Raw genomic sequence first — 19,274 nt, 5'->3', positions numbered from 1 at the left:
CCCCGCCAAATCATTGGCGGGGTTTTTTATTGGCCGTAATTGGCAAGCGTACTTGTCGCATTGCACCGATTGGTCAGGCTTTTTTGAGGATCTCGCGGACAGCATCAATGATTTCAGAACGTGACGGTGCCTGAGTGACCGGCTCGCCGCCGGGACGCTCAATGATGATGACCGGGATGCCAAGGTTGCGGGCCGCTTCGATCTTGGCAAAGGTCGCATCACCGCCGCTGTTTTTGCTGACGATTACATCGATGTCATATCGCTCAAGAAGCTCGGTCTCGCTTTCAACACTGAACGGGCCACGGGCAAACAGCCATTCCCCATATTCCAGATCGAACGGATCGCGCGGGGCATCGACGGTGCGCACAAGCAGCCAGGTTTTTTCCAGCCCTTCAAAGGCGTGCAGGTTCTTGGCACCACTTGCGATCAATGCGCGCGTGCCGACTTCCGGCAGGATTTTGGCAGCTTCTTCGATTGATTTTACCAAGATCCAGTTGTCATCTTCGGTCTGTTCCCAGGCTGGCCGGTGATACTGGATGCAGGGCATCGCCACGGCATGACAGGCTTGGGCGATATTATGGGAAATTTCGGTGGCATAGGGATGGGTGGCGTCAATCACCAGATCAATCTGTTCGTTTTTGATATGGGCAATGATGCCTTCCGGGCCGCCAAAACCACCGATGCGAACCGGGACGCCGTCAGGAAGACTTGGCGCGCTCGTCCGTCCGGCCAGTGAGAGTTGCAGGCGAATATCGCGACCGAATTCATGCATCAGGTCCTCGGCAATGCGGTTTGCGTCTCCAGTCCCGCCAAAAATAAGAATGTGTTTTGGGCGATTGGCAGGGCGGGAAAGGGACATGGGCAAAGGACCTTGTTGTTGCTTTGTAATCTCGGATGGACCGGATGGCTAGGATGCCACCGGTCGGAACTGATCAAAATCACCAATGCCATGGCGGGCAATGATGGTGCCGTCGCGGTTGGTGATGACGATTTCAACTGCACAGGCACCGTCAAGCGTTGCACGTGCGGATTCACAGGCCTGACGGGCGATGGTGTCTGCAATATGAACGTTTTGCGCCTGACAAAGTTCCAGAACCTGTTTGGCTGTATTGGCCGTGCGACACTGCTCTTGCAGCGTTTCGTCCCCGCCGCATGCAGAAATGGTATCGGCCAGACGATCAAAATCAACCTGTGATCGGCTTGAATGCAGATCAAGATGGCCTTGGGCAAGCTTGACCAGTTTGGCAAACCCGCCTGCGATGCTGACAAAGGGTACCGGGTTCTTGCGCAGATATTTCAGCATCCCGCCAACAAAGTCGCCCATATCAAGAACTGCTTCTTCGGGCAGGCCATAAAAGCTGCGAATGGCGGCGTCTGATGTTTTACCGGTTGCCCCGGCAACATGTTTGCGCGCCGTCGCACGGGCGACATCGACACCGCGATGGATCGAATGAATCCACGCTGAACAGCTAAACGGAATCACAATGCCCGTAGTGCCCAGAACCGATAAACCGCCGACAATCCCCAAACGTCCATTCCACGTCTTGGTCGCAATTTCAACACCGCCGGGAATGGAAATCTCGATCTCGACATCCGGGCTTGCGCCAAACTGATCACAAAGCTCGGTGATCTGTCCGATCATCATTTCGCGTGGCTTGGGGTTGATCGCGGGCTCACCCGGGGGCAATGGCAGACCCGGTTTGGTAATCGTGCCGACCCCGTCACCGGCATGGAATGAAATGCCGTTGCCCGGTGTTCCGATGCGCACGGTCGATATGATTTCTGCCCCGTGGGTGACATCGGGGTCGTCGCCCGCATCCTTGATCACGCTGGCCCGCGCCCAGCCATCTCCCTTTTCCGCCTTGATCAGCTTAAAGGACGGAGTTTCCCCGCGTGGCAGGGTAATGGTGACCGGATCAGGAAAATCGCCGGACAGCAATGCCTGCCACGCGGCACGGGTCGCAGCGGTGGCACAGGCCCCCGTCGTCCATCCCTTGCGCAGCGGTCCATCCGGTTTTCTGGTCATCAGTTGATTTTTTCCTGTCAATCCAGTCGATGTTTTCGGTATTGAGGTCACGGGTAACGTCCGCGATGGAAACTCAATTAAACATCATTATTTATGTTATTTGAAAAGTTATACTAAAAAATTTCGGAAATAAGTTGTGCGTATCGTTTGATTGCTGTTTAACATATCCTCTTGATGTGGTCCTGCACAGAGGTCTGCATTTCATTTAATAGAAGTACTGCGTGATGACTGGTCTTGGTGTTGATTTTCCGGTTTTTGAACCGGGTTGGGTATGGCTTGTTGGGGCGGGGCCCGGGGATCCCGGCCTTTTGACGCTGCATGCCGTCAATGCCATGCAGCAGGCCGATGTTGTCGTCTTTGATGCGCTGGTCGATGAGCGGATCTTGAATCTTCTGCGTCCGGATGCCGAACGCATCTATGCCGGTAAACGCGGTGGTCGTCCGTCCTCAAAACAAACCGACATTTCCTTGCAGTTGGTCGAGCTTGCCAAACAGGGGCTTCGTGTTTTGCGGCTTAAGGGCGGCGATCCGTTTGTGTTCGGGCGCGGTGGCGAGGAAGGTATGACCCTTGTTGATCACAATGTGCCTTTCCGGGTCGTACCGGGCATCACCGCCGGGATCGCAGGCGCAGCCTATGCCGGTATTCCGACCACCCATCGTGATTGCAATTCATCGGTCACCTTTGTGACCGGCCACGGATCCAGTGGCGAAGTGCCCGATAATATCAACTGGGGTGCCTTGGCGAAGGGCGCGCCGGTGCTTGTCATGTATATGGCGATGAAACATCTGCGCCGGATTTCTTCCGAACTGATGAAAAATGGCCGCGCCGGGGATGAACCGCTTGCGGTGATCAGTCAGGCGACCACGCCGGGTCAGGGTATTCTGATCACCACGCTTGAAAAGGCGGCTGATGATGTTGAACGCGAAGGCGTTGAACCGCCGGCGGTTTGCATCTTGGGCAAGGTTGTTGGCCTGCGTGATCGTTTGAACTGGCTGTCGCCGCAGGATGATGTCACGGCGGTGCGCCATGTGCCGTTCGAACAGGTGCTTGACCTGATTACGGCCCCGGCCGACCCTTTGAAAGCCTGATTTTGATCCTCCCTGATATCACTGCAACAGATTGATATATATCGTTGCCGGTGTGGTGCGCGGTTGTACAATCGCGCGCAATTGTTTTGACCCGGATGGATCATGGACGAACAGCAGGTATTGATACGCATCCTTGAAAGCGGCTGGGCGCAATGCGCCGATATCGTGCGCACGGATGGCGGGGTGCTTTTCACCGCCCTTGTGGCCGGTCTGGTTGGCAGTGCCACCCATTGCGTTGGCATGTGCGGCCCGTTCGTGATCAGCCAGGTCACCAGCCGGATGGAACAGCTCCCGGCTGAGAAAATGAGCGAGTTTCGCCGTCTGACCGGTGCCGCGCTTTTGCCCTATCAGTTTGGACGTTTGTCGACCTATTGCCTGCTCGGTGTGTTGGCAGGCTATTTCACCGACAGTATCAGCGCTCTGACCCGCATATGGTGGATTGGGCCGGTCTTGCTGATCTTGGCGGGCTTGTTTTTCCTTGTTTTTGGCATTCTGGGATTGATGCCCCATCTTGGCGGTTTGCTGCCATCCACGGGCGAATCACGCTGGTGGAACAAGCTGGTTGGCAATCATGCGCGCGGGCTTTTTGCGGCCCCCTATGGCTGGCGGGGATATTTACTTGGCGTAATGCTGGGCTTTATTCCCTGTGGTCTGGTTTACGGTGCGCTTGTCATGGCGGCTGCGACCGGGGCGGCGCTGAATGGCGGAGTCGTGATGCTGGTCTTTGGCCTTGGCACGGTCCCGATGCTGTTTGTCACTGGTTTTGTCGGCCAATATGCCGCCCAGCGTTTTCGCGCCCTGATGGTGCCGGTCGGGCGCGGGCTTATGATTGTTAATGGACTGATCCTGTTTACCTTGGCGGCGACTACGCTGGGTTAAGTTGTTTGCTGCTGGCCAAAGGCCTGTTTTTTCAGGGGATTGTGATCAAGTGTGAGCTTTCCCACAGGGGCCGCGCTTGCAAGAATAGCCGGGATATTTATAGTGCCCGGTCAGTTTGTGACGCACAAAGATCGGTTGTCCGTAACCGGCAAAGATATGAGGATGGACGCGTGAGCAAAAAGACGCTTTTGGCAATTCTGGGTATTGCCCTGGTTCTTGGTATTGGCCTGACCTATCGTCTGATGATGATGGGCACGGAAACCAATTCGTCTGGCGCGGCGTCCATTGGCGGTCCGTTCGAGCTTGTCAATCAGGATGGCGAAACCGTCACCCAGGATGACTTCAAGGGCAAATATATGCTGGCCTATTTCGGCTATACCTTCTGCCCGGATGTCTGCCCGACCGAATTGCAGGTCATGGGCACCGCCATGGATATGATGCCAAAAGACGTTGCAGATGACATCACCCCGGTCTTCTTCACCGTCGATCCGGAACGTGACACGGTCGAAGCTGTCGCCGAATATGTCCCCTATTTCCATGATCGCATGGTCGGTCTGACCGGCACGGTGGAACAGACAACTGCGGCGGCGAAGGCCTATCGGGTTTATTATGCCAAATCCATCCCGGAGGGGCAGCCGGAAGACACCGACACCTACCTGATGGATCATTCGTCATTTGTCTATCTGATGGACCGTGACGGGCAGTTTGTGCGCCACTTCAATTACGGCACAAGCCCCGAAGACATGGCAAAAGGCGTGACCGAAGCGGTTAAAAAGAACGGCTGATTATTGCCGCTGTCAATGCCATGATTGCGGCAGATGAAATCGGCTCTGTGAACCATTCACACCAAATGAATAGGTCCTGACCCTAAATGCCTGACACCATTCCGGGGATCGTGATTGCGGCGCCTGCGTCAAACAGCGGCAAGACCGTCGTCACGCTGGCTCTCTTGCGGGCGCTGACCCGCAAGGGCAACGCCGTTGCTGCGGCCAAGACAGGGCCGGATTACATCGACCCTGCTTTTCAGGCCGCCGCCTGCCGCGATACCTGCATTAATCTTGATCCATGGGCAATGACACCGGCCCAGATCAAGGGGCTGGCTGCCGATCACGTCAAAGGCAAAGCCTTTGTGATGTGCGAAGGTGTGATGGGTCTGTTTGATGGTGCGGCCAACGGCGATGGATCGACTGCCGATCTTGCGGCTTTAACAGGCTGGCCTGTTATTCTGGTGGTCGATGTCAAAGGCCAGTCTGCATCGGCTGCGGCGGTGATTTCAGGTTTTGCCAAGTTCCGCGATGACATCAATGTTGCAGGCGTGATCCTTAATCGGGTGGGCAGTGATCGTCACAAACAAATGATTGTTGATGCCTGCACCAAGCACCTGCCCGATCTGCCGATTCTGGGTGCAGTTCGACGCAGTGAAGACCTGATCCTGCCCGAACGTCATCTTGGTCTGGTGCAGGCGGGCGAGCATTCCGAACTTGATACGTTTCTTGATCGCGCCGCCGATATCATTGCTGAGGATGTCGATCTCGATGCGCTGATCGCCTTGGTCGATCACAAAGACGGCCAGTCTGAAAAACCCGCAAGGCAGACACCGACGATTGCCCCGCTCGGTCAAAAGATTGCGGTGGCGCGTGATGCCGCCTTTGCCTTTAGCTACTCGCATATTCTTGATGGCTGGGATGCAGCCGGGGCGTCGATTTCGTTCTTCTCACCACTGGCAAACGAAGCACCCGACCCGGATTGCGATGCGATTTATCTGCCCGGCGGCTATCCTGAACTGCATGCCGAAACACTTGCCAATGCCGATGCGTTTAAGGCCGGGATGCGGGACGCGGCAAAGCGGGGTGTTCTGATCTATGGGGAATGCGGTGGCTATATGACCCTTGGCAACGGGCTTGTCGATGCTGCTGGAACGCGACATGAAATGCTTGGGCTTTTGCCGCTTGAAACCAGCTTTGCCAGCCGCAAGCTTCATCTTGGTTACCGCGAAGCGCAGTTGGGCATGCCAACCCCGTTTGGCCCGGCCGGAATGAAGCTGCGCGGTCATGAATTTCATTACGCAACCACGGTTTCCGAAGACGGCATGCCGTTTTGTCGGATGAAGACGGCGACGGGCCTTGATCTTGGCCCGGCCGGTTTGGTGGAGCGAAACGTGTTTGGCTCGTTCTTCCATATGATCGCAGAGAATTGATCAAACTGTTGTCAGACTTGAATTCGACGCGGGCATATCTACGCGTTAGAATATGCCATGCCTGATTGGCGGCCCGAATGAGAGAGACAATGGACAAAAAAGACTGCGCTGCTTTACCGCCGGAACCGTTCTGGGAAACCAAGACGCTTGCTGAAATGACACAGGACGAATGGGAATCTCTGTGTGATGGCTGCGGGAAATGCTGCCTGCACAAGCTTCAGGATGTCGAGGACGATTTCGTCTACTACACTTCCGTGGCTTGTCGTCTGCTTGATTGTCACAGCTGCCGCTGCAAGGATTATCCCAACCGCACCCAGCACGTGCCCGACTGTGTGCAGCTTTCCAAAGACAATGTCGGAACTCTCTCCTGGATGCCATCAACCTGTGCCTATCGCCTGATCGCAGAAGGCAAACCATTGCCTGATTGGCACCCGCTTAAGACGGGTTTGCCAGACTCGACCATTATGGCCGGCATGTCGGTGCGTGGTATGGCCATTCCCGAAGACGAAGCTCATCCCGATCTGACGCGATATATCGTTAAGTGGCCTGCCTGACACTACGTTTGCTTGTAAAACACTATTGATCTTACCACCTGACTCCAGAGACGCGCTCGTATTTGGCGACTTCTGGCAATTCAAGGGGTAGGCAATGTTTGGCAAAAGCAGTGGCAATAAAGATGCACAGCAGATTTTTGATGCGTTGAACAAGTCTATGGCTGTGATCGAATTTGAGGCCGATGGCACCATCATCACTGCAAACGACAACTTTCTGAAAACCATGGGATACGAGCTTTCAGAGATTGTTGGTCAACATCATCGAATGTTCATGCCAAGTGAGCTTTTCGATCAGGCTGAATATGACAAGTTCTGGGCCGATTTGCGGTCTGGAAAATTTGCATCAGGTGCCATGGCGCGCCGAAAAAAGAACGGCGAGATGATCTGGCTGGAAGCCAGTTACAACCCGATTCTCGGCTCTGATGGCAAGGTCAAAAGAGTTTTCAAATTTGCCTCTGATATCACCGAGCGCCGGGTTGAGCGCGCCATGTGGCAAAGTGTTTTCCGCGCAATTGAAAAGTCACAGGCAACCATCGAGTTCGAGCTCGACGGCACAATTATTTCGGCCAACCAGATGTTTCTTGATGTGATGGGTTATTCCCTCGACGAGATCAAGGGCAAGCATCACAGCATGTTTGTCGAACCTGAAGAACGCAACTCTCAGGAATACAAGGATTTTTGGAAAAATCTCAATGACGGGAAGTACAATTCCGGCGAGTACAAGCGCATTGGTAAGGGTGGCAAGGAAGTCTGGATTTCCGCGTCTTATAATCCGGTTCTTGATCCGGTCGGCAAGCCTTTCAAAGTGGTCAAGTTTGCGACCGATGTGACAGCGCAAACGCGCCTGCTGATCGACCTTAAAAATATCATCGACACCAACTTCGGTGAAATTGACGGCAATCTGGGTGAGCTCAATCGTTCGACCGATCAAAGCGTTTCGATGTCCGAGGAAACATCCAATACGGTGCAGACCGTCGCCGCCAGCGCCGAACAGATGGCATCATCAATCAGTGAAATTTCACGCAGTATGAGCCAATCGCGTTCGGAAACGGAACGTGCCTTTGAAGAAACGGTCAATGCCAATGAATCGACCCAGCGCATGGCGCAAGTTGTCGACGCCATGGGTAACATTGTTGAGGTCATCCGCAGTATCGCGGGCCAGATCAACCTTTTGGCACTTAATGCAACGATTGAAAGTGCCCGCGCCGGTGAGGCTGGCAAGGGGTTCGCTGTGGTCGCCAACGAGGTCAAAAACCTTGCCAATCAGGCCGCCAAGGCGACCGAGGATATCTCGGAAGAAATATCAGGTATTCAAGCAATCTCGGGTGAGGTTGTCGGTGCACTTGAAACCATCCAAAAGGCCGTTGAAACAGTGCGTGATGGTGTCACAAGTATTTCCTCTGCGGTTGAAGAGCAAAGTGCCGTGACAAGCGGCGTGACCGAGAATATGCGAGCCATGTCTGCATCCGTCGAAGGGCTTACAGCCAATCTGGAAAACATTCGGGCGTCCACATCCCAAGTAGCAGACTCAGTCAAAACGACCCGCGAAGCCGCATCTGTTCTGGCCAAATAGGCTCATCAACATTTCAAGCCGCCTCTTATGCTGAAGCCTTGGGCGTCGCCGCAGGTCCGTTCAATCCTGCTTGCGCGGGTCTTTCTTGTTCCTGCCACGACAGGCAGCAAACCAATCATGCAAGACATCTGTGTGGCCTGACCGGCAGTCTCGGAATCCAGCTTATGGCGGGTTACGAGGAGAGACCTTTCTGTGCGCTATCCGAAGGAAGTGGACGTAGGGGAACAACGGCCTCTGATTCTACTGCGGTGTGGCTATCTGCCTGGGGCCCCGAACATCAGTTCATGATAAAAACTTAATTAACCTATTGTTAAATAAATCAAAAATGGCATCTGTTTGGGTGTTTCTACAGATGGTTGTTATTCTGGGTTGTTTTTCTGTTAGGGAAATTTCAATTTTTCTTGAACTACACTTACGTATATGTTCTGGTCCTGCGATCAATTGTTCTGGGTGGGCGTAATTGATCAAATTGAGGTTTTTTTATCTCTTCGTTTTGCAGGGCGGATCATTTTGCAGGCTTGGCGGAAAGGTCGGAAAACGGCCAACTTTCGCGATGATTGCCTGATCAACCCGATCGCGTTGATAGACGGAAATGATCTTTTCTGCGGACCAAAGCGTATTGCCTGTATCGGAAAATGAAACAGCAAAGGCTGTAATCCCGATTAAAGGCCAAACTGCAAGGGGCTTTCATGGATTGCCAGAGGTTTGGCCAAACAGTTGAAAAAATCCTGCGAGACTGACGGGAACGAACGGGTTTAACCCGTCTAAACAAAGGGTACAAAAGTGGGTATTGGAATTTTTGGCGGCGACAAGACTGCGCGGAACGAACAGCAAGTGACGGCTGCGCTTGGACGATCAATGGCACGCATTGAATTTGACTTGAATGGCAACATTTTGGATGCCAACGAAAACTTCCTTGAGGTCATGGGGTATTCTCTGCCTGAACTCAAAGGCAAACATCATTCGATTTTTGTGCCAGAGGCCATCGTCAAGGACGCATCCTACGAGGAATTCTGGACAAAATTGCGGGCGGGGGAGTATGCGTCCGGGGCGTTCCAGCGTGTCCGCAAGAACGGGGACAAGGTCTGGATCGAAGCGACCTATAACCCGATCTTCGATGAGCGCGGCAAACTGGTCAAAGTGGTCAAGTTTGCTTCTGACATCACCAAAAGACGTCAGGAAGCCGCAGTCAAGGACGGCACGCTTCAGGCAATTGACCGTTCCCAGGCTGTCATCGAATTTGATCTGGATGGCACAATCCTGACCGCAAATGCCAATTTCCTGAATGCGCTCGGCTACGAACTCAAAGAGATCGTTGGCAAGCATCATAGCATGTTTGTGGAATCCGATTACGCCAAGAGCGCCGAATACTCGGCATTCTGGGAAAAACTGCGCCAGGGGGAGTTCCAGGCTGCACAGTTCAAACGGATTACCAAAACCGGCGAGGAAATCTGGATCGAGGCATCCTACAACCCGATCTTCGATCAGGATGGCAATCCGTTCAAGGTTATCAAGTTCGCAACAGATATCACCGATCAGGTAAAGCTATTGGTTGATCTCAAAGAGATGATCGATACCAACTTTTCCGAGATCAATCAGAATATCCAACGGCTTGACGGGGCTGCGCATAGCGGTGCGAATTCGGCCGAAGAGACATCAGCAACGGTTCAGACCGTCGCTGCAAGTGCCGAGGAACTGGCAGCTTCAATTAGCGAAATTGCGCGCAGCATGAACAAGTCGCGCGATGAGACGGAACGTGCCTTTGAGCAGACCCAGTCTGCGAACGGATCGACACAACGCATGTCCGAAGTTGTGGCTTCCATGGGCAGCATTGTTGAAGTCATTCAGGGCATCGCTGGTCAGATTAATCTCCTGGCCCTGAATGCCACCATCGAAAGTGCCCGTGCTGGTGAAGCCGGCAAGGGTTTCGCCGTCGTGGCCAATGAAGTCAAAAACCTTGCCAATCAGGCGGCAAAGGCGACTGATCAGATTTCCGAGGAGATCTCTGGTATTCAGGGAATTTCAAATGAAGTGGTCGATGCGCTTCAGGGAATCAGCAACTCCATCGAAACTGCACGGGACAGTGTTGCCAACATCGCATCTGCTGTCGAAGAACAAACCTCGGTTACCGATGGTGTCTCGCAGAACATGCAAAGCATGGCTGTTGCGGTCGAACAGCTTTCGACAAGCCTTGGTGAGATCACTGATATGTCTGGCTTGGTCGGGGATTCGGTTGGTCGGACCCGAACTGCCGCGGAAGTACTTGCACGCTGATTCCCCGGAAAATCAGGAAGACCTGTCAAATCGGGGCGGAACTGCGTGGTTCCGCCCCCTTTTTATGTTTGTGACAGTTTAAAGATGTTCGCTTGCCCAATGCCCGAACGCGCTTGCGTTTGAGGTGATGAATTCACAACAATGTCGCTTCGGTGCTAGAGTCCGGCGTTCACAGGGGAAGTACGGGGCGATAGGGCAATGAACAGTGACCATCTGCGCATTGATGTTCTCGGTGTTGGTGAGGCGTTTGATCCCAACTTTGACAATTCATCCATTGTCGTGTCTGCGGGCGACTTTCGTCTGCTGATCGATTGTGGCGCGACCGTTCCAGGGCATCTCATGGGGAAGTTTCCGGATCCTGATGCCATTGATGCGATCTATTTTACCCATATGCATCCCGATCATGTTTTCGGTCTGGTGCCGATCATGCTGAACTGGCGCGATGACGGACGCTCCAAACCGTTGCGCATCCTGTGCAGTCCGCAATTGCGCACCCATCTTGAAAAACTGATGGAGCTCGGCTTTACCGGTCTGGGATCGGCATGGCCCTTTACCATCATTTGGCAGTCCATTGCCGAAACGGAAACGATCGGCCCGTTTGAATGCCGGTTCGCGCGGTCAGATCACAGTGTTCAGAACCACGCAATTCTGCTGCGCTATGCAGAGAAGGGTTTTGCCTATTCCGGGGATGGTAATGTCACGGCTGATACGGCTGCCCTGTTTACCGGGGCCGATCTTGTGTTTCAGGAAACCTACCTGATCACACATGATCCGCAACATGCAGCCCATTGTGATCTTGAAACAGTTTTGAAGCTGGCATCCGATATGCCCGGTGTGCGGTTCTGGCTTTATCACGTCAAGCGTGATGCCCGCGCCGAAATGGCCGGTCTGATCAAGAAGAACGAACAGGTTCGCATGGCGACCCCCGGCGAGGTGATTGAAATCCGCTGATTTTTTCTTTTGGACGAAAATGACGCCCATAAACACAAAGCGCCCGGTAAAAACCGGGCACTTTTAAATATCGACCATGCAATTGGCTGTTAGTGAACCGCGCGGGGTTCCATATCGTGCTGGCGGATGGCCGCATCGGCAACCGCATGGTTTTCGAACGACGCAATATGCGTTCCATCGGCGGTGAAGACACCATAGACCATTTCGTCACTGTCTTCTTCGGTGTTGGGTACCGGACGGATATAGGCAAAGTCGTGAATACCCAACAGAGCGAAATCACCATTGGAAAGAAGGCCGGTATCCTGGCCGATCCGCTGATCGCTTTTGGTATCGTGGTTGGCTGTTCGATTTGTCATTTGAACCACTCCTTGGTTAGGCTTTGCCGTCTTCTTTATTGCCATCGCTGTCCTCTTCCGCGACTTTCATGTCGATGGTTTTGGACGGTACGGCCTTTTTCTTGTTTGATCCAATCGCGATTTCACGCACGACCGGTTCCGGAAGCGGCCTGTTCAGGTCAACATGCAAAAGACCGTTATCCAGGTGCGCACCGACCACTTCGATGCCTTCGGCAAGCACGAAGGAGCGCTGGAACTGGCGTGACGCAATGCCACGATGGATATAGACACGTTCGCTGTCATCATCGGTATGTTTACCGCGAATGATCAGCTGATTGTCTTCTGTGGTTACCGACAGATCGTCTTCGGCAAATCCGGCAACCGCGACCGTAATGCGCAGTTTGTTTTCACCGATCTGCTCGATGTTATAGGGCGGATAGCCTTCGGCCTTGGTTTTCGACACCTGATCAAGAACGCGTTCGATCTGGTCAAAACCCAAAAGCAACGGGCTGTTGAACATTGAAATTCGCGACATTTGCAGCACCTCCTCCGTCAGAGCGAGTGTGGTTATATTCGGATCCCACGCAATCTGCGTTCTGGGCATCCCGATGTTCGACCCGAGGGATTCGGCACCGAACGTTTCATATATTCAAATAAATGTGGTTTTCGCGCCAATAGTCAAGCCTTGCCTGCATTGCACAGCCTGCATGTCGCCTATTTGCCACCCTGTGTCAGGTCCGGCATGGCATCAAGCGCATAATAGGCCACCGACTGGTCCTTGCCGCGCAGCGCAACTTCATGCATCACCGCATTTTCCGGCAGGGGAATCGGCCCGTGATCAAACAGTGTCTTGGAAATCACCAGCGGTACGCCATGCCCCTTGGTCTGGGCTTCCAGACGCGCGGTGGTGTTGATGGTATCGCCAATCGCACTGATGTTTTCGCGGCCCGGCGGGCCCATTTCCCCGACAATTGCCTTGCCCATATGGATGCCAATGCCGATGCGAAGCGGGTGGGGCAATTCGGATTTCAAGTGTTCGTTCAGGCCCCCGATCCGGCGCAGCATCTCAGCAGCCCCTTCAAAGGCCTGCATGATCGTGCGTTCCGTATCATCACTTTCATGCCCATACAGCGCCATCAAACCGTCACCGGTAAACTGCGCGTAATATCCACCGGTGCCACGCAGGGCTTCGGTCATCTCGGCAAAGAACTGGTTGAGGATGAAAAGCACATCATAGGGCATCTTGCTTTCGCCAAGTTTGGTCGAATCGCGCAAGTCGATAAAGATGCAGACAACCTGTCTTTCGCTGCCCGAAAGCCCACCGGGACGCCGGCCGTCGCGTGCGGTGGCGTTGGGTGGCAACAGCGGCGCGACCGCCAGATCATTTTGCGGCCGGATCTGACAGGCAAGGCGCATGCCCTTTGGCGCCTGAATGCTTGTCAGGGCGGCGGCCTCAATCGGACCGGGTTCTGCCAGCTGATCAGTGCCCGATCCACAATGAATGCGACATGTAGTGCAGCGCCCGTGTCCACCACAGACGGATGCCATTGGCACCCCGGCATCACGCAGTGCTTCAAGCGCCGTGGCACCCGGTGGCACGCGGACAAAACGCCCATTCGGCAGGCTTAGCATCGGGCCGCGTTTAACCCGGTCAAAGGTCTGGCGAACCTGACGGACGCCAAAGGGTGCGAGGGCAAGCGCGATGCTGAGAATCGTGAAAGGCAGAAGGGCATTTTCATAAAACGTAATCGCCGCCTGATTGACATTGGCGGCATCAATCACACCAAACACATATTTGCGCCCACCTTCTTCGGCACGGCGGATCACTTCGGCGGCAGCCGCGCCATAACCGGCAAGGGCCAGTGTCGGGATCAGGATCGACAGGGTACCAAGCGCATTGCGCCATTTCGGATAGAACGGTTTGACCCGAAGCCAGAAATGGATGCCGATGCAGCCATGCGCCCAGACGACAATCACGGTGATCGCCTGCAAAATCCCCTGAAACGGGATAAAGACAGCCAGATCAAGCAAAACGCGCTCAAACGGTGAGTCTACGTCAAAGCCAAGATCAATGATCCGGGTGGCGATGATGTGGCGAAACAGCAGGAACGGGATGCACAGACCCAAAATCATCTGCGCCCATTCCGATTTGCGCAGGCGCAACGTACGACGGCTTGTCAGGCGTCCGGTTGCCAGCAAAAAGTGGGTGACAAGAGACACCAGCAACAGGATTTCAAGCGGCGGGAACTGCCAGATTTCGGTGGTGTATTTCCCGACAGTCTGCATCAACTCCGGTGAAACGATGCCTGCGGCATGGTTCAAAAGATGAGTCAGCACATAGGCAAACATGGTCAGGCCGGAATACAGCCGCAAATTCTGGATCATCGTTTCGGGTGCCCAATCTTCATGTGCTCGTTTCTCACAACTTGACCCGCTGGTGCCGACATTCTGCGGTCGATCATGTCATCCGGGTGCGTTCATGGTCCAAAAGGATCATGCAGCACTTTTGGTTGATAAAGTGTTTTGTGTCCTCAGGCACGAAAAAAGCCATCAGGCGGGCTGATGGCTTTGATGTGTTTTCGCGTATGATCCGATGGTCAGGCTGCTGATTTGATCCGCTTCCGGGTCATGAATTTCACAATGGAACGCGCGAAATCAACACTTGTGATCGGCGTTTCAAGCGACTTCATGGCAGCGGAGTGCACGTCATCGGGAATAAGGTCATGACGGGCCTGCAACAGGGCTTCTTCATAGGGCTTCATGAATTCCGGGTGCGGCTGGATCGAGGCGGCATTATCCCCGTATTGCAAACCGGCATACGGGCAGAAATCCGAACTTGCCCAGACGGTGGCATTCTTCGGCGGTTCAACGACCTGATCCTGATGGAAGGCATTGATGCGGATGGTGCTTGGGCTATCGGAAAGCCAGTCGCTGTTGCGGGCATCGACCGAGTATTCATGGGCACCAACGCCCCAGCCTTTGTCAGACTTGACGACCTTGCCGCCAAGGGCTGTTGCCAGAATCTGGTGACCGAAACAGATGCCAAAGACAGGCTGACCAGCCCCAACCGCGTCGCGCAGGAAGTCCTGCAGGCGGATCATCCACGGCGTGTTTTCATACACCCCGTGTTTGGAGCCCATGATCACCCAGCCATCAGCGTCATGGATTGAGGCTGGAAAGACATCTTCAAGAACGGTCCAGGTTTCGAACTCAAGGCTCGGGTCAACATCGCCAAGCAGCTTTTCGAGCATGCCGGGGTAGGAAGCGAAATCTTTGTGAAGTTCTTCCGGGGCGAACCCGGTTTCAAGAATGCCGATCTTCATGCAGAAACCTTTACGGACATCAATGTGGCGCTATTGCTGAGTTATGGGATTCTAACGCCAAAGACAAGCCCGATGCTGCGAGATTTTGCGCAAATTTTCACCGGAAATGCGAAACCGCCCGGCGGGACGCACGGGCGGTTGCAAAACCTGCAGCCATCCGGTCGGGGGAACCGGACCGGCCGCAGATTATAAGTTCGGGTTTATTTGTTCAGGCCAGCCAAACGGGCCCCACCCATGCCAACGATCATCGCGATGACGAAAATGATCGTGTCGGTATGTCCGAAGGCCAGGGCACTCAATGCCGGGCCGGGGCAATACCCGACCAGACCCCAACCGGTGCCAAACAGCACGCCACCAACAATCAGTTTGGTGGTAATTGCACGGTTGGTCGGCAGGCTCATTTCGCCACCACAGACAGCCTCGGTCCGGCTTTTGGCAAACTGGAAAATGGGAATGGCAACCGCAAGGCCGCCACCCATGACAAAGGCAAGGCTCGGATCCCAGCCACCGTCGGCAATCGCCCAGATATCAAGGAAGCCCAGAACCTTCTGCGGATCAATCATGCCCGAGATATAAAGACCAAAGCCAAAGATCGTGCCACAAATCAGGGAAACAACTGTGCGCATCACATGCCCCCCATCAGATGGCGGGTCACCAGGACGGTGACAAAGCCCGCGGCCATAAAGGACAGGGTCGCAACCAGCGAACGCAGCGAAAAGCGCGACAGGCCGCAAATACCATGGCCACTGGTGCAGCCACTGCCGATCGTCGTGCCAAGACCGACCAGCAGACCGGCAACAATGATGACCGGAAGCGAACTTGTCACCAAACTCTGGGCTTCGATCTCTGTTGCATTCATCAGGATGAACGGACCGGCAACCAGACCAATGACAAAGGCAAGACGTTCAAAAACGGCAGAGCCCGCCTTGGTTGGGGTCAGCAAACCACCAAGAATGCCACTGATGCCCGCAATCCGGCCATTCAGCAAAAGATAAAGGCCCGACGCCAGGCCAATAAGCCCACCGCCAATCAGGGCCGTAATCGGAGTGAAGTTTTCCATCATTCAACTCATCAAAATCAAAATTTATATTCATGTATGATAATCAATTGATTTTATCAACGGGTCAGTGGAAATTTGTGCCAAATTTCTTTGCGGGACATCAATCGGCACCCTTGATCGAAACGATTATGATGCACTTACAGTCGCTTAGTTGGGCTCCCACAGACTGATTGCAGCCGCATTCATGTTCGAAGAAAGCTAAATAACTGATTCTATTTATTTTTATCTATCTTGCAAAACATCGAAAATAGGACGATACACCAGTATCTCTGGTTGTAGTTTCGGCCTGTTGCCCAAACCGCCTTTTCGGATTTCACACATGAGCAAAGATCGTCTGTCGGCCAGTCGTCGACTTGATGTCGCCTTGGCAATGGTATCGCTGGGCGACCATGTTGCCGCAATTGATGTTGCACGCGCTGCATTGGCAGCTGATCGAGATTGGGACGAAGCCCATTTTACCTTGGGTGACATCTATCAAGGCGCTGGTGAAACCGAAAACGCCATAGAAGCTTTCCGCCAGTATCTGATGCTTGATCCGACGGATCGAATGGGTGCTGAGGTGCGTCTGACATTGCTTGGGGCGGCTGCGCTTCGGGATCGGTTGCCACCGGATTATGTGCGTGCCCTGTTTGATGATTACGCGCCGCGTTTTGAAATCAGCCTGCGTGATCGCCTGGGTTATCGCGGACCGGAATTGCTGTTTGAGGCAATCCGTCCATATTTACCTGAGATGTTGCAGCCTCTTAAGGTGCTTGACCTTGGCTGTGGCACCGGTCTGGTGGCGGAGCTGTTTGCGGGCCATGTGGATTCCATCGATGGTATCGATCTGTCGCCGCGCATGATCAACCGGGCGCGCGACAAGGGGCTCTATAGCACCCTGGTGGCCGGGGATATCACCGACATGCCGGCAGAGCTCAATGCCAATTACTGCTTGATGATTGCTGCCGATGTTTTCAATTATCTGGGCGACCTTGCCCCGGCTCTGCGGGCCGCCCACGCCCGAATGAAACCCGGCGGGTTGATCGTCTTCAGTCTTGAGCACGGTGAAATCTTCCCGTTTGATCTTGGTCCCGGCCAGCGGTTTCGCCATCATCGGCGTGCCATCGGCGAATGGTTGACCGAATGCGGGTTTGCTGTGCTGTCAGACACAATGGGTGTCCTGCGTCAGGAAAAAGGCAACCCGGTCGAGGGCCGTATCATTGTTGCGCGCGCCAATGATGCGCTTGCCCTGATGGCCGATGATCTGATGACGCCGGGCGTTCCTGATCAGCCCTCGGGAGAGACCGGACAGACCGGACAAACTGTGCATTAAGGTCGCAATCCACAGCAAACCAAACGAAAAACACCCCGTAACCATCGGCTACGGGGTGTTTTTGTCTGATCTGGAACAAACCCTAGACCGGTGTCCCGCGAATGACCGCTACTTCATGATACAGTGGCACATTCGGGTCCTTATCGATCATTTCCTGTGCCTTGGTGGCTGAAAGCGGTTGTTTGCCTTCCGGGTCGCCATAGAACTTGCAAACCAGTTGTTTTTCAAAGGCTGTGCCGCTTAAGGCCTTCTCAAGCATGACGAAAAACGAAATATCCGTGCCTGCATGCTGCAGGACGATTTTAGATGCAATCTTCTCGGGCTTGTAGCCATTGGCTTCAAAGCATTCGCAAATGATCTCGGTCCCGATGCGACAGCCGAAATTCATCACCAGTTCGGCCTGCGGGGCATGTTCGCGAATACGGCGCATCAACGCTTCATTCAGGCCAAGCCCGACGGAATTGTAAGGATACTCGTCAAACAGGCTCCAGGGATAATAATGGGCGATATGGTCTTCGGCCTCGTCGCCAGCCCCTTCGGCAAGTTCGATGGATTGCGCTTCGCGAAAGGCAGTCAGGCGTTCGTCACTGGGTTCGCCCACTTGCGGGATACAGGCAATCACCACATCGGTTTTACCGACTTTTTCGCGTGCCTCGTCGGTGTCGACAAGGCTGACACTGCCATGGACCGGTTCGAAATGTTTGGCATGTTCGGGTGACAGGCTTTTGAGATTGCGCTCTGCCAGGATAACAAGGCGGGGATCAAGGTCACTGCCATAAACCTTGGCCGCACCACAGCTGCGCAAAATGAACGCGACATTGATGCCGGTCCCGACACCGACTTCATAAACGGTTTTTCCCTTCAGGTTGGACCGCGCAAGGCCTTCCTGAAAGGTTTGTGTCCATGGATCATCGGGATCAAAGGCGAAGTCTGGTCGTTCGGGGTCACTGGCGTATTGGCTGGGTGTCTCGCTGCTGTCTTCGGCGGGATCTTCTAACATATTAGTTCCTGTTATCTTGCGCATCAGCCGGTCGCGGGACACAAGCAGGCATGTCAAAAGCACCAAAACACAGGTGACAAGGCAACCAGATCCTTTGGTGTGACAGGCCCGTTTGGCGGGCAGCCGTGATCGACACCCTGTGCCGATGCGCAGTTCTTTATTTTATGACCGTCGCGCCCACTCCAAGGCGCACACCTTAACGCGACGGGATGCCATTATTGCATCATGGACGGGAAGATTGCCGGCAACGGTGTGCCAGCATGGGCAAGGGGCGGCTGAGCGCCCCTCAGTTTACGACAGCAAACTGCTTTGCATCACTTGCCAGCTGAACCTCTTTGGCCAGTGGACCAAGCGAGTCCGCCAGTCGTTCACAATTGCAATCTGATCCGACCAGAACATTAAGTCGGGATGCACCGTCTTCACGGCCGACCAGTGCCTGCATGATCCGCAGAAGGGTCGGGGCCGGGGACAAACCGTTGCAGTCAATTGTGTTCGATACTTGCATGTCGCGTTCTCCTTGTCTGGCGAGTGGAAGCTTCGGCACACCGCCGGGGACGGTAAGAAATGCCGCAGCATGACGTGTCTCCGATGCCCGCACCCAGAGGCGGGCAAACCTGCAGAAACACCTTCGACCATTGCGCGATCCCAGCATCAAACCACCCTGCGGTGGCATCTTTGGCGTGACAGGCAGCTCGGTTTGAA

Annotated in this window: 19 protein-coding genes; 9 read left to right on the top strand and 10 right to left on the bottom strand. The window is 54.2% G+C overall.

Going from position 1 to position 19,274, the window contains the following annotated elements; all coding sequences use genetic code 11:
• Positions 1 to 73: 73 nt before the first annotated feature.
• The gene (locus HED22_RS04630; RefSeq protein ID WP_167719640.1) at positions 74 to 859 is read right to left on the bottom strand and encodes a cobalt-precorrin-6A reductase; all 786 of its coding nucleotides are present in this window, start codon (positions 857 to 859) and stop codon (positions 74 to 76) included.
• 48 nt (positions 860 to 907) lie between these two features.
• The gene (locus tag HED22_RS04625; protein ID WP_167719638.1) at positions 908 to 2,026 is read right to left on the bottom strand and encodes a cobalt-precorrin-5B (C(1))-methyltransferase; all 1,119 of its coding nucleotides are present in this window, start codon (positions 2,024 to 2,026) and stop codon (positions 908 to 910) included.
• A gap of 224 nt (positions 2,027 to 2,250) precedes the next feature.
• On the opposite strand from HED22_RS04625, the gene cobA reads away from it, so the two are divergent.
• From cobA to HED22_RS04585, 8 genes are all read left to right on the top strand, one after another.
• On the top strand, positions 2,251 to 3,114 hold the full coding sequence (gene cobA / locus HED22_RS04620) for a uroporphyrinogen-III C-methyltransferase (protein ID WP_167719636.1): 864 nt from the start codon (positions 2,251 to 2,253) through the stop codon (positions 3,112 to 3,114).
• Positions 3,115 to 3,216: 102 nt separating this feature from the next.
• A complete protein-coding gene (locus HED22_RS04615) occupies positions 3,217 to 3,993 on the top strand; it encodes a sulfite exporter TauE/SafE family protein (protein WP_167719634.1) in 777 nt (258 codons plus the stop codon).
• A 170-nt stretch (positions 3,994 to 4,163) separates the two neighbouring features.
• Entirely contained in the window at positions 4,164 to 4,778 is a 615-nt protein-coding gene (locus tag HED22_RS04610) for an SCO family protein (RefSeq protein ID WP_167719632.1), read from the top strand.
• Between the two features lie 86 nt (positions 4,779 to 4,864).
• On the top strand, positions 4,865 to 6,190 hold the full coding sequence (locus HED22_RS04605) for a cobyrinate a,c-diamide synthase (protein ID WP_175581117.1): 1,326 nt from the start codon (positions 4,865 to 4,867) through the stop codon (positions 6,188 to 6,190).
• 89 nt (positions 6,191 to 6,279) lie between these two features.
• The gene (locus HED22_RS04600; protein WP_167719630.1) at positions 6,280 to 6,744 is read left to right on the top strand and encodes a YcgN family cysteine cluster protein; all 465 of its coding nucleotides are present in this window, start codon (positions 6,280 to 6,282) and stop codon (positions 6,742 to 6,744) included.
• A 94-nt stretch (positions 6,745 to 6,838) separates the two neighbouring features.
• Positions 6,839 to 8,317 (top strand): PAS domain-containing methyl-accepting chemotaxis protein, encoded by a 1,479-nt coding sequence (locus HED22_RS04595; protein ID WP_167719628.1) that lies wholly within the window; start codon positions 6,839 to 6,841, stop codon positions 8,315 to 8,317.
• 783 nt (positions 8,318 to 9,100) lie between these two features.
• The gene (locus tag HED22_RS04590; RefSeq protein WP_368484471.1) at positions 9,101 to 10,591 is read left to right on the top strand and encodes a PAS domain S-box protein; all 1,491 of its coding nucleotides are present in this window, start codon (positions 9,101 to 9,103) and stop codon (positions 10,589 to 10,591) included.
• A gap of 198 nt (positions 10,592 to 10,789) precedes the next feature.
• Positions 10,790 to 11,542, top strand: coding sequence for an MBL fold metallo-hydrolase (locus HED22_RS04585; RefSeq protein WP_167719626.1), 753 nt, complete (start codon positions 10,790 to 10,792; stop codon positions 11,540 to 11,542).
• Between the two features lie 89 nt (positions 11,543 to 11,631).
• On the opposite strand, the gene HED22_RS04580 is transcribed toward HED22_RS04585, so the two are convergent.
• From HED22_RS04580 to HED22_RS04555, 6 genes are all read right to left on the bottom strand, one after another.
• Positions 11,632 to 11,898, bottom strand: coding sequence for a DUF1150 family protein (locus tag HED22_RS04580; protein WP_167719624.1), 267 nt, complete (start codon positions 11,896 to 11,898; stop codon positions 11,632 to 11,634).
• Positions 11,899 to 11,914: 16 nt separating this feature from the next.
• Entirely contained in the window at positions 11,915 to 12,412 is a 498-nt protein-coding gene (locus HED22_RS04575; protein WP_167719622.1) for an Hsp20 family protein, read from the bottom strand.
• 179 nt (positions 12,413 to 12,591) lie between these two features.
• Positions 12,592 to 14,262, bottom strand: a complete 1,671-nt coding sequence (locus HED22_RS04570) for an adenylate/guanylate cyclase domain-containing protein (protein WP_167719620.1) — start codon at positions 14,260 to 14,262, stop codon at positions 12,592 to 12,594.
• Positions 14,263 to 14,474: 212 nt separating this feature from the next.
• Entirely contained in the window at positions 14,475 to 15,200 is a 726-nt protein-coding gene (locus tag HED22_RS04565; protein WP_167719618.1) for a gamma-glutamyl-gamma-aminobutyrate hydrolase family protein, read from the bottom strand.
• A gap of 200 nt (positions 15,201 to 15,400) precedes the next feature.
• Positions 15,401 to 15,826: a DUF6691 family protein gene (locus HED22_RS04560; protein WP_167719617.1), complete on the bottom strand. Its 426-nt coding sequence runs from the start codon at positions 15,824 to 15,826 to the stop codon at positions 15,401 to 15,403.
• Positions 15,826 to 16,260, bottom strand: coding sequence for a YeeE/YedE family protein (locus HED22_RS04555; protein WP_167719615.1), 435 nt, complete (start codon positions 16,258 to 16,260; stop codon positions 15,826 to 15,828). Before HED22_RS04555 ends, HED22_RS04560 begins: the two co-directional genes overlap by 1 nt.
• Positions 16,261 to 16,579: 319 nt before the next feature.
• Here HED22_RS04555 and HED22_RS04550 point away from each other — a divergent pair, with 319 nt between their 5' ends.
• Positions 16,580 to 17,572, top strand: a complete 993-nt coding sequence (locus HED22_RS04550; protein WP_167719613.1) for a methyltransferase domain-containing protein — start codon at positions 16,580 to 16,582, stop codon at positions 17,570 to 17,572.
• An 82-nt stretch (positions 17,573 to 17,654) separates the two neighbouring features.
• Here HED22_RS04550 and HED22_RS04545 read toward each other — a convergent pair whose 3' ends face one another.
• Together HED22_RS04545 and HED22_RS04540 are read right to left on the bottom strand one after the other, a co-directional pair.
• A complete protein-coding gene (locus HED22_RS04545) occupies positions 17,655 to 18,572 on the bottom strand; it encodes a methyltransferase domain-containing protein (protein ID WP_167719611.1) in 918 nt (305 codons plus the stop codon).
• A 286-nt stretch (positions 18,573 to 18,858) separates the two neighbouring features.
• Positions 18,859 to 19,077 (bottom strand): hypothetical protein, encoded by a 219-nt coding sequence (locus tag HED22_RS04540; RefSeq protein WP_167719609.1) that lies wholly within the window; start codon positions 19,075 to 19,077, stop codon positions 18,859 to 18,861.
• Positions 19,078 to 19,274: the final 197 nt, after the last annotated feature.

The organism is Thalassospira sp. HF15, assembly GCF_011806525.1.
Classification (GTDB): Bacteria; Pseudomonadota; Alphaproteobacteria; order Rhodospirillales; family Thalassospiraceae; genus Thalassospira.
Note: the sequence above shows the minus strand (reverse complement) of the source record. Positions and strands in the feature narration are given on the sequence as shown.